The organism is Streptomyces poonensis (assembly GCF_014650915.1).
GTDB classification, from domain to species: Bacteria; Actinomycetota; Actinomycetes; order Streptomycetales; family Streptomycetaceae; genus Streptomyces; species Streptomyces poonensis.
On the sequence record NZ_BMVW01000006.1, the window covers coordinates 108428 to 121647 of the forward strand.

The 13220-nt window shown below is 72.7% G+C and carries 11 protein-coding genes and 1 pseudogene; 4 read left to right on the top strand and 8 right to left on the bottom strand.

Annotation, left to right across the window (positions count from 1 at the left end; all coding sequences use genetic code 11):
- Nucleotides 1-3: 3 nt before the first annotated feature.
- The 3 genes from IE242_RS17385 to IE242_RS17395 all read right to left on the bottom strand — a co-directional run bounded on the left by IE242_RS17385 (nucleotide 4) and on the right by IE242_RS17395 (nucleotide 2036).
- Nucleotides 4-783 (bottom strand): hypothetical protein, encoded by a 780-nt coding sequence (locus IE242_RS17385; protein WP_189860157.1) that lies wholly within the window; start codon nucleotides 781-783, stop codon nucleotides 4-6.
- Nucleotides 780-1349, bottom strand: a complete 570-nt coding sequence (locus tag IE242_RS17390) for a SigE family RNA polymerase sigma factor (protein WP_189860159.1) — start codon at nucleotides 1347-1349, stop codon at nucleotides 780-782. Before IE242_RS17390 ends, IE242_RS17385 begins: the two co-directional genes overlap by 4 nt.
- A gap of 132 nt (nucleotides 1350-1481) precedes the next feature.
- On the bottom strand, nucleotides 1482-2036 hold the full coding sequence (locus IE242_RS17395) for a hypothetical protein (RefSeq protein ID WP_189860161.1): 555 nt from the start codon (nucleotides 2034-2036) through the stop codon (nucleotides 1482-1484).
- A 260-nt stretch (nucleotides 2037-2296) separates the two neighbouring features.
- Between IE242_RS17395 and IE242_RS17400 the strand changes: the two genes are divergently transcribed.
- Nucleotides 2297-3316, top strand: a complete 1020-nt coding sequence (locus IE242_RS17400) for a hypothetical protein (RefSeq protein ID WP_189860163.1) — start codon at nucleotides 2297-2299, stop codon at nucleotides 3314-3316.
- Nucleotides 3317-3707: 391 nt separating this feature from the next.
- Nucleotides 3708-4487 (top strand): annotated as a pseudogene (gene erm / locus IE242_RS17405) (23S ribosomal RNA methyltransferase Erm); the annotation flags it as partial.
- A gap of 191 nt (nucleotides 4488-4678) precedes the next feature.
- Here erm and IE242_RS17410 read toward each other — a convergent pair.
- A complete protein-coding gene (locus IE242_RS17410; RefSeq protein WP_189860167.1) occupies nucleotides 4679-7153 on the bottom strand; it encodes a SpoIIE family protein phosphatase in 2475 nt (824 codons plus the stop codon).
- Between the two features lie 207 nt (nucleotides 7154-7360).
- Between IE242_RS17410 and IE242_RS17415 the strand changes: the two genes are divergently transcribed.
- Nucleotides 7361-7798, top strand: a complete 438-nt coding sequence (locus IE242_RS17415) for a hypothetical protein (RefSeq protein WP_189860169.1) — start codon at nucleotides 7361-7363, stop codon at nucleotides 7796-7798.
- A 45-nt stretch (nucleotides 7799-7843) separates the two neighbouring features.
- On the opposite strand, the gene IE242_RS17420 is transcribed toward IE242_RS17415, so the two are convergent.
- The 4 genes from IE242_RS17420 to ctaD all read right to left on the bottom strand — a co-directional run bounded on the left by IE242_RS17420 (nucleotide 7844) and on the right by ctaD (nucleotide 11967).
- Nucleotides 7844-8449, bottom strand: a complete 606-nt coding sequence (locus IE242_RS17420; protein ID WP_189860171.1) for a hemerythrin domain-containing protein — start codon at nucleotides 8447-8449, stop codon at nucleotides 7844-7846.
- Nucleotides 8450-8462: 13 nt separating this feature from the next.
- Complete coding sequence (locus IE242_RS17425; RefSeq protein ID WP_189860173.1) at nucleotides 8463-9662, bottom strand: hypothetical protein; 1200 nt, start codon at nucleotides 9660-9662, stop codon at nucleotides 8463-8465.
- Between the two features lie 146 nt (nucleotides 9663-9808).
- Nucleotides 9809-10234: a hypothetical protein gene (locus tag IE242_RS17430; RefSeq protein WP_308436766.1), complete on the bottom strand. Its 426-nt coding sequence runs from the start codon at nucleotides 10232-10234 to the stop codon at nucleotides 9809-9811.
- Nucleotides 10231-11967 carry an aa3-type cytochrome oxidase subunit I gene (gene ctaD, locus IE242_RS17435; protein ID WP_189860175.1) on the bottom strand — a complete coding sequence of 579 codons (1737 nt, stop codon included), beginning with the start codon at nucleotides 11965-11967 and terminating at the stop codon, nucleotides 10231-10233. The genes IE242_RS17430 and ctaD overlap by 4 nt, the downstream gene beginning before the upstream one ends.
- Before the next feature lie 326 nt (nucleotides 11968-12293).
- Between ctaD and IE242_RS17440 the strand changes: the two genes are divergently transcribed.
- Nucleotides 12294-13190 carry a hypothetical protein gene (locus IE242_RS17440; protein WP_189860177.1) on the top strand — a complete coding sequence of 299 codons (897 nt, stop codon included), beginning with the start codon at nucleotides 12294-12296 and terminating at the stop codon, nucleotides 13188-13190.
- The last annotated feature ends 30 nt before the right edge of the window (nucleotides 13191-13220 follow it).

Here is a 13220-nt window from a genome sequence, read left to right on the forward strand (position 1 = left end):
TGTTCACAGGCCGGAGGCCGACTCCGCGATCACCTGGCCCCGCGCGTCGTACACGGTGACCTTCCAGGAGGGGCCCCCGGGGGCGTCGGAACCGGTCTGCTGCTCGGGTGCCTCGGCACTCGCGTACCAGACACCCCACGTCGTGTTCCCCGCCAGCCGCAGCACGGTGCCCTCCACCGGGGTGCCCCCGGCCGTCTCGATCTCGACCCGGGCCGCCGCCTCCCGGACGCCGTAGTAGACCCCGGAGAGGAAGTAGCCACCGTCGCCCGAGCCCGACGCCTGGACGGAGACACCCGGTTCGCTCAGGTCGAGGTTGCCGTCCACGACGCTGCGGAACTCCACCGGCGGACCGTCCGGCTCGTGCCAGTACTTGCCCTCCTCCGTCAGCCACACCTCGGTACCGGGCGCCGCCGTCACCCGCTCGCCGGGCTCGACGACCCGTGCCCGCCCGGCGGGCGCGGAGGAGGACGGCGAGGAGGACGGTGAGGCGGACGGGGTCACGGTGGCGGCCGGGGGCGTGACGCGCTCGGCCGGTCCGCCGGAGGCGTCCGGGCGCAGCGCCAGTACGGCGGCCAGCGGCAGGAGCAGTACGGCGGCCGCACCGCCCATGGCGACGGCCCGGCGCCGCCGCACGCGCCGCCGGCCGTCCCGTTCGATCGCGGCCAGCGGTACGGCGGACGGGCTGACGCCGTGCGCGGCCTCGGCGAGCGCGTCGCGCAGCCGCCGCTCGGTGTCGCCGGTGGCGCCCTGGCCGACCGGGTCACGCGAGGTGGGATGGCTCATGGGCGGGCTCCGGGGACGCTCGGAGGGGCGAATACGGGGTGGGCGCGCAGGGCGGCGAGGCCGCGCCGGACATGGGTCTTGACCGTGCCGACCGAGCAGCCGAGCACCTCGGCTATCTCGCCCTCGCTCAGGTCCTCCCAGAAGCGGAGCACCATCACGGACCGCTGCCGCGCCGACAGGGCGGCGAGCGCCTCGGTCACCGCCGCCCGCTGCGCGACGGAGTCGGCGTGCCCCGCCTCCGGCTGGTGCACCCGCTCCGGCAGGAACGGCATCAGCAGATGGGCGACGCGTCTCTTGCGTACGCGGCTGATGTTGTTGTTGACCAGGGACCGCCGTACGTACAGGTCGACGTCGTCCCGTGGGATGCGCAGCCAGCGGGCGTAGACCTTGGCCAGCGTGGTCTGCACGAGGTCCTCCGCCTCGTGGAAGTCGCCGGTCAGCATGTGCGCGGTGCGGACCAGCCGGGGCCAGGCGGAGGTGGCGTACGCGGCGAAGTCGTCGTCCGCGGCCGGGGCCTGGGCCTGCGGAAGACCGGCGGCGAGGACTTCGGGGTCAGGGTGCGGCACGGGCGACGGTCCTCGGGTCGGGAACGTGGGGGAGCGGGGCGGGGGCCGGTCAGCCGGCGGCCCCCGCCCGGCGGTGACACAGGAGCGTCGTCACCGGGGTGTCGTCACCGGAGTGCCGTCACCGGGGTGTCGTCACCGGGGGAGCTGGGCGTACACCCGGCCCTTGGTGTCCCGGACAGTGACCGTGCCGACGAAGTCCCAGTCGGACCCGGGCGCGTGGGCCGTGGCGTACCAGGCACCCCAGCCGGGCCGTCCCGGCAGCTCGATCAGCTTGCCGCGCACCGTACCGGCCGCCGTCTCCACCTCCACGAAGGAGGCGGTGCCCCGGCCGCCGTAGTACACGCCGGACAGATAGATGTCGCCCTCCGCCGTGCCCTCCGCCTGGAGCGACACGCCCGGCTGGGTGCGGTCGATGTTGCCGTCCACGACGCTCCGGAACTGCGGATCCGGGTTGTCCGGCGTCGTCCAGTGCTTGCCCTCCTCGGTGAGCCACAGCTCGAACCCGGGCGCGGCGACGACGTGCTCACCGGGCTGGACGATGCGCGCGGCCGGCGTCTTCGCGGCCGTGCTGACCGACGCGGTGTCGTGCGCCGTCCTCCCCTGTGGGACGGCGTACGACACCGCGGGCATCCCCGCCAGCAGCGCGGTGAACGCGGCGGCGGCGACGTACTTGTGCATCCGTGTCATGGACGGACAACTCCTGCTCATAGGCGGATCGATGAATCGTTCGACAGCACGGAGGGCGCCTCTCCACCCCTGCCAACGCCGTCGGTCCCCCATCCGGATGACATCCGCGCCGAACTTTCCTCTCCGGTCTTACCGGCGTGTCCCGCGTCCGCGTACGCCGGCCGTGGGAGCCCCTCACTCGTTGGCAGCGCCTGGGCTGGTCGGCGGTGGCCGGTGGTGCTGCGGTGGACGAAACGCCACGTCCCCGGGAGGCCCCGCTCATGCAACGTCCGTACCGTGTTCTCGCCTCGGCGGTCACCGCCGCGGTGCTCGTGGGGGCGGCGGCCTGCTCACAGCGCGGGGGAGGGGCCGGAGAGGGGGACACGACCCGGCACCGGTCCTCCCCGGCGGACCGGGTGAGTCCCGCCGCCTCGCCCTCGGCCGCCGCGGGCGTCTCCGCCCTGACCGACGCCCAGGCCGCGGGCGCCCTGCTCCGCGCGGACGACCTCGGGTGGGCCTGGGGCGGCACGAAGGGCGCGGCGACCTGGCGGGACGGACTGCTCAAGGGCAGGGCGAACCGCCCCGAGTGCCAGGAACTGCTCGACACCGTGTACGCCGAGGACCTGCTGGGCGAGCCCGTCGGCGGGTCGGCGGCCGTGGGGTTCGACGACGGTGAGTACGGGGCCCAACTGCGCCACCAGGTGGGCCAGTACAAGGAGGAGGGCGTCGACGCCAAGCTCGGCCATGTGCGGGAACTCACCGACGAGTGCGGTGAGTTCGACGTCACCGGCGCGGGCGGGCGCACCCACGCCGTCAAGGTCGTCCCGGTCGACCTCCCCGCGGCCGGAGACGCGCGCCGGGGCCTCCGGATGACCGTCAACGGCGGGGTCGAGGGGAAGAAGGGCCCGCTGACGCTCGACGTCGCCGCCGTGCGGGTCGGGGACGGCGCCGCGCTCCTCACCCACGGCGGCCTCTACGGCGTCGACGGCGACACCACCCGCCGGGCCGTCGAACGGGGGGCCCAGCGCCTGAAGGAGGTCCAGGAGGCCCGGAGGACGGGCAGGACGCCGAAGGACCAGGAGAGCCCGGCGGCCGGGGAGAGCCCGGACACGCAGGACGGGGACCGGCGGGACGAGCGAAACCAGCCGGACGAGCAGGAGGAGCAGGAGGAGCAGTACGACGCCCAGGAGGACACCCCGCAGAACGAATGGCGGAACGGCTGGGGGAACAGCTGGCAGGACGACCAGTGGGGCGGCGGGCAGGACGGCCGGTGGGACGGGGGACAGGACGACGGCGAGTAACAGGCTGCCGGGACACGCGGTGGCGGGCGGCCGGGTTCCGTGGCGCGTGTCCCGGCATCCCCGGCGCGGAAAACCGGTTGCCGGGTGGTGCCCGGCGCCCGGTAGCGTGACCGGCATGTACGCGTACGCCGTCGCCGCGATGGCCAGGACCCGCCGCCCGTAGCGGCGGCACTCCGGCATGTCCCGTGGCGGGAAAACCAGTTGCCGCGCCGCCCGTGACGCGAGGTAGCGTCGGGGGCATGTGTGCGATCGCAGTGACTGAGCTCCGCCGCTTCTAGCGGCGGACCTTCCGCGTCGGAGATACGCATCGGGAGAAGCCGCCGCCTCAGCGAGTCATCGCCGGGCGGTCCGTTCGTGCTGCCCGGCTTCCCCTCGAAGCCGCGGAGATCCTGTGCGCACCCATCGTCCTGGCCGGCATGAACTGGGCCAGAACTTCCTCATCGACCGCACCACCATCGACACCGTCGTCGGCCTCGTCGCCGGCACCGACGGCCCGATCATCGAGATCGGCACCGGTGACGGCGCGCTGACCCTGCCGCTCCAGCGGCTGGGCCGCGGCCTGACCGGCGTCGAGATCGACGGCGGGCGTGCCGCGCGGCTCGCCCGCCGTACCGGCCCGGATCCGGCGACCGAGATCGTCCACGCCGACTTCCTCGGCTTCCGGCTCCCCGCCACGCCGCATGTGCTGGTCGGCAACCTGCCGTTCCACCAGACGACCGCGATACTGCGCCGGGTCCTCGGGGCCCCGGGCTGGACCGACGCCGTCCTCCTGGTCCAGTGGGAGGTGGCCCGCCGGCGCGCCGGAGTGGGCGGGGCCAGCCTGATGACGGCGCAGTGGTGGCCCTGGTACGAGTTCCGGCTCGTGTCCCGGGTGCCCGCCTCGGCGTTCCGCCCGCGCCCCGGCGTCGACGGCGGCCTGGTCGTCTTCTCCCGGCGGCCCGAGCCCCTGGTCCCCGTCCGGGAGCGGCACGGCTACCAGGACTTCGTACGGCGCGTGTTCACCGGCCGGGGCAACGGCCTGGCCCGGATCCTCGCCGCCGAGGCACCGGAACTCTCCCGGCAGGCCCGGCAGGAGGTCCAGCGCCTGCTCCGGCAGCACCGCATCGCTCCGACGGCCCTCCCGAAGAGCCTGGACGCCCCCGCATGGGCGGCTCTCTACGAGCTCCTCGGCTCCCGGCGACGGGCGGCCGACACGCGGGCGGCCGACACGCGCACGGCCGGCGCACGGGCGGCAGACACGCGCACGGCCGGTACGCGGACGCCGCCGCCCGGGACCGGCAGGACGCGACGTACGCGAGGCCGTCCCAGGCGCTGACGAGGCCGTCCCAGGCGCCGACCCCGCCGGGCAGGGCGCTCCCGCCCCTACCCCTCCACCCCCGTCAGCGCCTGCTCCGCCCAGATCACCTTGCCCTCGGGCAGGAAGCGGGTGCCCCAGCGCTGGGTGAACTGGGAGATCAGGAACAGCCCCCGGCCGCCCTCGTCGGTGGTACGGGGGTGGCGGAGGTGGGGGGCGGTGGCGCCGCCGTCGAAGACCTCGCAGATCAGGGTGCGGTCCAGGATGAGCCGGAGGCGTACGGGGCCGGTGGCGTGCCGGATCGCGTTGGTGACCAGTTCGCTGACCACCAGCTCGGTGGTGAACGCCAGTTCGTCCAGGCCCCAGGCGGCGAGCTGCCCGGTCGCGGTCCTGCGGGCCTGGGCGACGAGTGCCGGGTCGGGCGGCAGCTCCCAGTCGGCGACCCGGCCGGGGGCGAGCCGCCGGGTGCGGGCCAGCAGCAGCACCACGTCGTCGCCGGGCCGGGCCGGGACCAGGGTGTCGACCACGCGCTGGGCGCGGGTGTCGAGACAGGTGCCGGACGGCCGTTCCAGGGCCCGGCCCAGCAGCGCCGGGGACGACTCGGCCAGCAGGCCGTCGGTGTGCAGGGCGAGCACCGTACCGGGCGGCAGCTCCAGGGTCAGGGACTCGAAGGGCGGGCCGTTCACACCGAGCGGCGGCCCGATCGGCAGCTCGTCCGCGAACCGGACCGAGCCGTCGTCCGGGGACACCAGCGCCGGCGCCCGGTGCCCGGCCGCGGCCATCGCGCACGCGCCCGACACCGGGTCGTGGACCACGTACAGACAGCGCGCCCCGACCGTCTGCTCACTCCCCGCGTCCGGACCGGTGCCTGCCTGCCGGGCGGACTGGGCGACCAGGTCGTCGAGGTGGGCGAGCACCTCCTCGGGCGGCAGGTCGAGGTCGGCGAGGGTGCGGACGGCGGTGCGCAGCCGGCCCATCGCGGCGGCGCCGTCGATGCCGTGCCCCTCGACCTCGCCGACGACGAGGGCGACGCGGGCGCCGGGCAGCGGGATGACGTCGTACCAGTCGCCGCCGACCCCGGCCAGCTCGTCGGCGGGGCGGTAGCAGGCGGCCACGTCCGCGGCGTCCTGCTCGGGGAGCGAGCGTGGCAGGAGGCTGCGCTGCAGGACGAGGGCCGCGTTGCGCTCCCGGGTGTAGCGGCGGGCGTTGTCGACGCAGACGGCGGCCCGCGCCACCAGCTCCTCGGCGAGGTCCAGGTCCTCCTCGTCGAAGGGCTCCGGGCGGCCGCTCCGGAAGAACGTGGTGATGCCGAGCGTGATGCCGCGTGCCCGGATCGGCACGATCATCACGCTGTGCAGCCCGAGCTCCCGGAAGGTGGCCTGCCGTCCGCCGGGCCGGGTGTCCGACCACTCCCGGTCGAGCGGGCCGATCCGGAACCGGCACCACGGCACGCCTTCGGCCAGGGTGCGCACCGGGGGCGTACCGGGCAGATAGGCGGCCGGCGCCCCGACCCCGGCGACCGCCTCCGGCGCGCCCTCGTGCACCGACCGCTGCCCGGCGCGCCGCATCGGCACCGCGTCCGCGCCCCGCACCGGCCCGGGCTCGGCGCCCCTCAGCACGGAGTCCAGCAGATCGACGGCGACGAAGTCGGCGAGTCCGGACACGGCCACGTCGGCCAGTTCCTGCGCGGTGCGCGCGACGTCGAGGGTGCGGCCGATCTGTTCGCCGGCCCGGTCCAGGAGCGCGAGCCGCATCCGGGCGCGGTGGCGCTCGGAGACGTCCATGACCGTGTAGTACACGCCGAGGGGTCTGCCCGCGTCGTCGTCGAGCCGGGTGAAGGACATCGTGTGCGCCGTCTCGCGGTGCGGCGCCGAGCGCAGCAGGCCCACATGCTCGTGGTCGACGACGGGCTCACCGGTCCGCAGCACCTGGCGCATCTGCGCCTCCAGCCGCTCGGCGTCCAGACCGGGCTGCACCTCGGCGAGCCGGCGGCCGATCCGCTCGTGCGCGGGGCCGCCGCCGAACACCTCCAGTGCGGCGTTCGCCCACACGAACCGCAGCTCGGTGTCGACGATCGCCATGCCGACGGGCGACCGCGCGACCATGCTCTCCAGCACGCTCCGGCTCATGTCCCAGCCGGGCGCGCCGGCCATGTCGGAGAGCAGGACGACCCAGTGGTGGGCCCCGGCGTGCCGTGGCCCGCGTCCCCGCTCCCGCCCGGCCGGCCAGGAACCCCACAGGGGAACGGCCCGCACCATCAGCGGCACGCTCCAGCCCCCTCGGTGACGGGCACGGAGCACGCCGGTCCAGCCGCCGCCCCCGGCACGGTGGTCCTCGGCGAGCGCGGTGACGCGGGCGGCGTCCTCGGGAACCAGCAGCGCGCCGGCGTGCCTGCCGAGCACCGCGGCGGCCGGGTGGCCGAGGAGCCGCTCGGCGTCCCGCGTCCAGCTCGTCACCGTCCCGTGCGCGTCGAGCAGCAGCGGCACGGCATCGGCCACGTCGAACCGCTGCCCGGTGACCTCACTGTCCCTGTCGGTCCCCACGGCGACCCTCTCTGCTCTGAGACGCCTTCCCGCCTCATTATTCACCTGATGTGATCACCGGTTCAGCCCTTTGTGACGAAGACGGTTCCCAGCGCGCACGCCGGGGGCCTCCAGGTGAGTGATCCGAGGCTCCGTACGTACGTTCCGGCGGGTAGCCCGGGAGGACCACGGCGGACACGGCGGACACGGCGGACACGGAGGAGAGCGGTGCCGAGCAAGCGGCAGCGGGTGAGCGGCGCGGCGACAGCCGCGGGCCTCGCGTTCCTGCCCCTGGCCGCGGGATGCGGCGGCGGGGACGGCACCGGAGCGGACACCACCGTGGCGGCGCCCGCCCGGGTCGAGGTCATCGCCTCGCTGACCGGCTGCGAGGCGGAGATCCGCGTCGAGGCGGACGAACTGCGCGAGGGGGTCTGCCGCACCGCCGAGGGCGAGTACCTCATCACCACCTTCCCCGCGGAGAGGTACCAGCTGACCTGGCTCGACAGTGCGGCCGTCTACGGGGGCCGGTACCTCGTGGGGCCGCGCTGGGCCATCACCGCACGGCCGGAGCTGCTGGAGCCGCTGCGCGAGAAGGTGGGCGGCACGGTGCGGGACCTGGGCGCCTCCCGGGGTGCCGCTCCGGGTGCGCCGCCGGCGTCACCGTGAGCGGCCGGGAGACGTCCGGTCCCCGAACGTCGGACCCCCGGGGCGTCAGCCCTTCATGGCCTTGCGGACCGCGTCCTTCGTCCGGTCCACCAGCGCGGCGACCGGCCCCAGGGCGACATTGGCCGCCGCGGACTCGGCTCCCGGGTGGGGGCGGGTCGGCGCCATGGCCTCCGCCGCCTTGACGCCCTTGGCCATGGCCGACAGCCGGGCGGGGTCGGCGCTGCGCCGGAGATGGGTGAACTCGTAGCGCTCCTCGGCCCGGGCGTGCCGCTGGACGTCCCCGCGCAGGTCGAGCAGCAGGGGGAGGAACCGCGGGTCGTCGGTGTCCATGCCGTCCAGCACGGACAGGGCCTCCTTCGCCCCGTGCTCCTCGGCCAGCCGGTCCGCGACGATCTCCTCGCCCCCGGGGAAGGCCCGGCGGGCGACGGGGTGCACGACCTCCTCCTCCGCCGTCTCGTGCACGGCCAGCAGCCGTACGAGGCGGTGGAAGGCATCCCGGCGGGCGTCACCGGTGGACCGCTCGACCTCGTCGAACAGGTTGCGGATGTCACCGTGCTGCCGCATCAGCAGGCCCACCACGTCGTCGTCCGGCGCGCGGTCGTCACCGGCCTGCGGGGTGCGGATCCCGCTCTCGCTCTTGCTCTCGCTCATGACGCCTCCTCCCTCACTTCTCGCGCAGCCGGGAGTCGGGGTGCTCGCCCTCGGTCTCCAGGCGGTACTCGCGGCCGAACATCTCCTGGTGCTGCGCCATGACGCGCTCGCTGGGCGGCTCCTCGCCGCCGTGGATGCCGGCCTGCATCTGCTCGAAGCGCTCGTGCGCCTCGCGTACGTAGCCGGCGCCCAGGGTGGTGAGGTCGATCTGGGTGTCGAGAAGTTCCCGCAGGTAGGCCTTGTTCGGTTCGAAGGTGAGTACGTTCGGCAGCTGCGGGGCGAGGATCTCCTGCGGATCGCGGCCGTCGAAGGTGCGCATCAGGTCGCAGGCGGTGTGCAGGTGCTCCAGCTCCATGTTGAGGTGCAGCTCCCAGATCGCCTTCACCTTGGGGTCGGACTCCTGCTCCATGAAGGAGTGGTAGAGGTAGCACTCGTTGTACTCGTGGTTGACGAGCTGCTCCCACCATGTCTCGCCCGGGTCGACCAGCGACTCGTAGTGGGTGACGTGCTCCTCCTCGATGAGCCCGATCTCCTGGTAGAGCTGGCGGGCGATCGGCTCCATGTAGGTGGGGCCGGTGTTCATGTAGAAGTTCATGGTCTGCTGCTCGGCCGACATGATGGTCAACGCGTGCAGCCTGGACAGCGGGTCGACCCGCGCCTTGTCGTACGGGTCGCGGACGTTGTCGACCGGGTCGCGGTGGTGGTACTTGGTGGGCCGCCCCGGCATGACCTCGGTCAGGTCGTCGACGATCGACTCGGCCTTGCGGTGCTCGATCATCTCGTACAGGTTCGCGTACCGGTAGAGATGGTCGAAGTCCTCCAGCACGCCGAACTGGTACGCCTGCTTCAGATAGGGGTCCGGCTCCATCCGGGCCACCCACGCGGTCAGGTCGACGGCGACCTGCTCGTACGCGATGGTCGTCTCCAGCACCGACGAGGTGCCGGGCAGCAGCCAGTTGACCACCTTCTGCTGCTGGGCCTCGATGTACCGGGTCCGGGCGAGCTGCCGCTTGACGTCGGGGTCGACGGTGTTCCTGGACAGGTGGTGGCTGAACAGGATCGCCTCGACCTCGATGCCGTTCATCGTGATGACGCGGCAGCGGGTGTAGGGGTCGCAGTGGTCGGGGTCGAGGGGTTCGACGTCGAGCTCACGCCAGTTGCGCAGCTGCCGGTCCAGCGGGATGCCCCGCTGTTCGAGGGGGTTGAAGGTCATGGGTTCCTCCCGGAGGGACTTGGACTGCACGCGGCCGGGTCCCCCCGAACGGCCGGCCAGGACAGTGCTGTTCCGGCCGCATTTCCAGTGCTGCCGACGGCTGTGCCCCCACCGCCTGGTGCCGTCTGCCGTCTGCCGCCCGCGCCCTAGCGGGTCAGGGCGGTCGGCACCGTGCTGACCGCGGCGGCGCAGGCCAACACGGTCGCCGCACAGGCCGCGTGGCGTTTCAGCAGGCTGCGGCGGAGGCCGGTGTAACGGGCCTCGTACTCGCCGCGCAGCTCCGCCGCCCGCGCGATCGTGGCCCGCAGCAGCTCCCGGGTGAGGTCGAGGCGCTGTTCGGTGTAGTGCCGGGTGACGTCCTCGGCCTGCGCGCCGGTCAGCCACGGCAGCCGGGCGCAGAGGGCCTCCGCCTCGCGCCGGGCCCGCTCCCGCTCGGCGTGGGCGAGGAGATGGCCCTCGACCTCGTTGACGAAGGCGGCGGCCTGCTCGGCGGGCGGCAGACCGGGCCCGTCGCGGGGCGGCGCGCCGGGCCGGTCGCCGCGCGGCGGTACGTCGGGCCGGTCGCCGGTCATGACCGGTCTCTGCCGTGGGCGGTGTCGTCGTGGCCGCTGGCGTCGACCACGTCGCGCCGGCCGACGTTCTCCTCCATGTCCAGCTGGGCCTCGTACGAGTGGTGCAGGTCGAAGGCGGGGGACTCGGAGCGGATCCGGGGCATGACGCAGAAGTTGTGGCGGGGCGGGGGGCAGGTGGTGGCCCACTCCAGCGACCGGCCGTAGCCCCAGGGGTCGTCGACCTGCACGCGCTTGCCGTACTTGGCGGTCTTCCACACGTTGAGCAGGAACGGCAGGGTCGACAGGCCGAGCAGGAACGACCCGATGGTGGAGACCATGTTGAGCGCGGTGAAGCCGTCGGCGGCCAGATAGTCGGCGTACCGGCGCGGCATGCCCTCGGCGCCCAGCCAGTGCTGCACCAGGAAGGTCGTGTGGAAGCCGACGAACAGCGTCCAGAAGTGGAGCTTGCCGAGGCGTTCGTCGAGCATCGTGCCGGTCAGCTTCGGCCACCAGAAGTGGAACCCGGCGAACATCGCGAACACGACCGTGCCGAACACCACGTAGTGGAAGTGCGCGATGACGAAGTAGCTGTCGGTGACGTGGAAGTCCAGGGGCGGGGAGGCGAGGAGCACGCCGGTCAGCCCGCCGAAGAGGAAGGTCACGAGGAAGCCGAAGGCCCAGAGCATCGGCGTCTCGAACGACAGGGAGCCGTGCCACATCGTGCCGATCCAGTTGAAGAACTTCACCCCGGTGGGCACCGCGATCAGGAAGGACATGAAGGAGAAGAACGGCAGCAGCACCCCGCCGGTGGCGAACATGTGGTGGGCCCACACGGTCACGGACAGCCCGGTGATGGCGATCGTGGCCCCGACCAGACCCATGTAGCCGAAGATCGGCTTACGGGAGAAGACCGGGATGACCTCGGTGATGATGCCGAAGAACGGCAGCGCCAGGATGTAGACCTCCGGATGGCCGAAGAACCAGAACAGGTGCTGCCACAGCAGCGCACCGCCGTTCTCGGGCGCGAAGATCTGCGCGCCGAAGCGCCGGTCCACCTCCAGCGCCAGCAGCGCCGCCGCGAGCACGGGGAAGGCCAGCAGCGCGAGCACCGAGGTGAGCAGCACGTTCCAGGTGAACAGGGGCAGCCGGAACATGGTCATGCCGGGGGCGCGCATGCACACGATGGTGGTGATGAAGTTGACGGCGCCGAGGATGGTGCCGAAGCCGGACAGGCCCAGCCCCATGATCCACAGGTCACCGCCGACGTAAGGGGTGCGCTCCTCGCTGGTGAGCGGCGAGTAGGCGGTCCAGCCGAAGTCGGCGGTGCCCTGGGGGGTGAGATAGCTGACCAGCACGATCAGGCTGCCGAACAGGAACAGCCAGTACGCGAACATGTTCAGCCGCGGGAAGGCCACGTCCGGCGCGCCGATCTGCAGCGGCATGATCGCATTGGCGAAGCCGGAGAAGCTCGGGGTGGCGAACAGCAGCAGCATCACCGTGCCGTGCATCGTGAACATCTGGTTGTACTGCTCGGTGGAGAGGATCTGCAGCCCGGGACGGGCCAGCTCCGCCCTGATCAGCAGGGCCAGCGCGCCGCCGAACAGGAAGAAGATGAACGAGGTGATCAGATAGAGGTTCCCGATCTTCTTGTGGTCCGTCGTCGTCAGCCAGGACACCACGACGCGGCCCCTGCCGCGAGGTCCCTCGACCGGGACCAGGGTGACCGGCTCCGTCGGCTCCGTTTGTGCAGCCATCAACTTCCCTACATTTCCCTAAATCGTTCGTAGGTCCACAAGAAGCCAGTTAACGCACAAAACGGCCACTTGACCTGTCAAAGATCCAGGAAAACGGCAAACGGTGCACGTCCATCCACCGGACGGGTTCCCGTGTCGGGGGCCGTGCGGCCGGTACGGGGCGGGCGGGGCGGCGCGGCCGGGGGTGTGCGCGCCGGTCGCCCGAACGAGGGAGGGGAGGGAAGGGAGGAAGGGGGAGGAGGGGGAGGAGGCGGGTGCGGCAACCTCCGGACCGGTGGCGGCGACCAGGGGAGGAACGAACCCATCCCCCACGACGAGGAGTTCGCATGCGCAAGTACCTCGCGCATCTGTTCACCGTCCTCGCCGCGCTGATCGCGGTGACCGGCGCGGTGTCACCCGGCGCGGAGGCCGCCACCGTCCCGGCCGGCCCGGAGACGGCGGCCGTGGCGTCCCGCACGGCGGCCGCCGACCAGTGGAACCCGCCGTCCGGCCTGGTCCAGCCGCTGACCGAGGTCTGGAACCACGTCGAGTCGACCTATCCGGACCTGTACGGCTTCCGCAACTACGGCTGGGACCAGGTCATGGCCAACAAGGGCTCCGTCAACTACTGCGTCCGCTGGGAGTCCGACGCCCCGGTGAGCGCCGCGCTGCGCGACCGCGTCCACGCGGCGCTGAAGAAGCAGTTCGGGAAATGGATGTCCGCCATGGTGGAGAACGGCACGGGCCACAACGCCTGGCCGTACACGGACGTCAAGGTCGACATCGTCGGCTGGGCGGTCAAGAACCGCTCGACGCTCCAGTGGACCGACAACTCCGTGGACATCTACACCGGCATCCTCGACAGCGGCGGCGCGCCCCAGTGCGCCCCCGACTGCGGCCGCTTCTTCCACCAGGACGGGAACTACTCACGCTGCCCCGGCGGAGTGACCCGCCACTACGACCAGTCCCTGTGGCTCACGAAGGGCTTCCAGGGCGGGGCCGGCGGAGACTGGGGCCAGCGCGTCGGCCAGGAGTACTTCACGGGCGCCCTCGGCCAGGAGGACATCCACATCTATCTGCACGAGGTCGGCCACACCTTCGGCCTGGACGACTTCTACGACTGGTCGCCCACCGGCCAGTGCTGCTTCCTGATGAAGGCGGGCAGCGCGACGGCCGTCACCGAGTTCGACAAGTGGATGCTGCGCGACTTCTGGCGGCACCTGAAGTACCGGTACGGGCTGTAGGGGCGGTACGAGAGGGCGGTACGAGGGTCT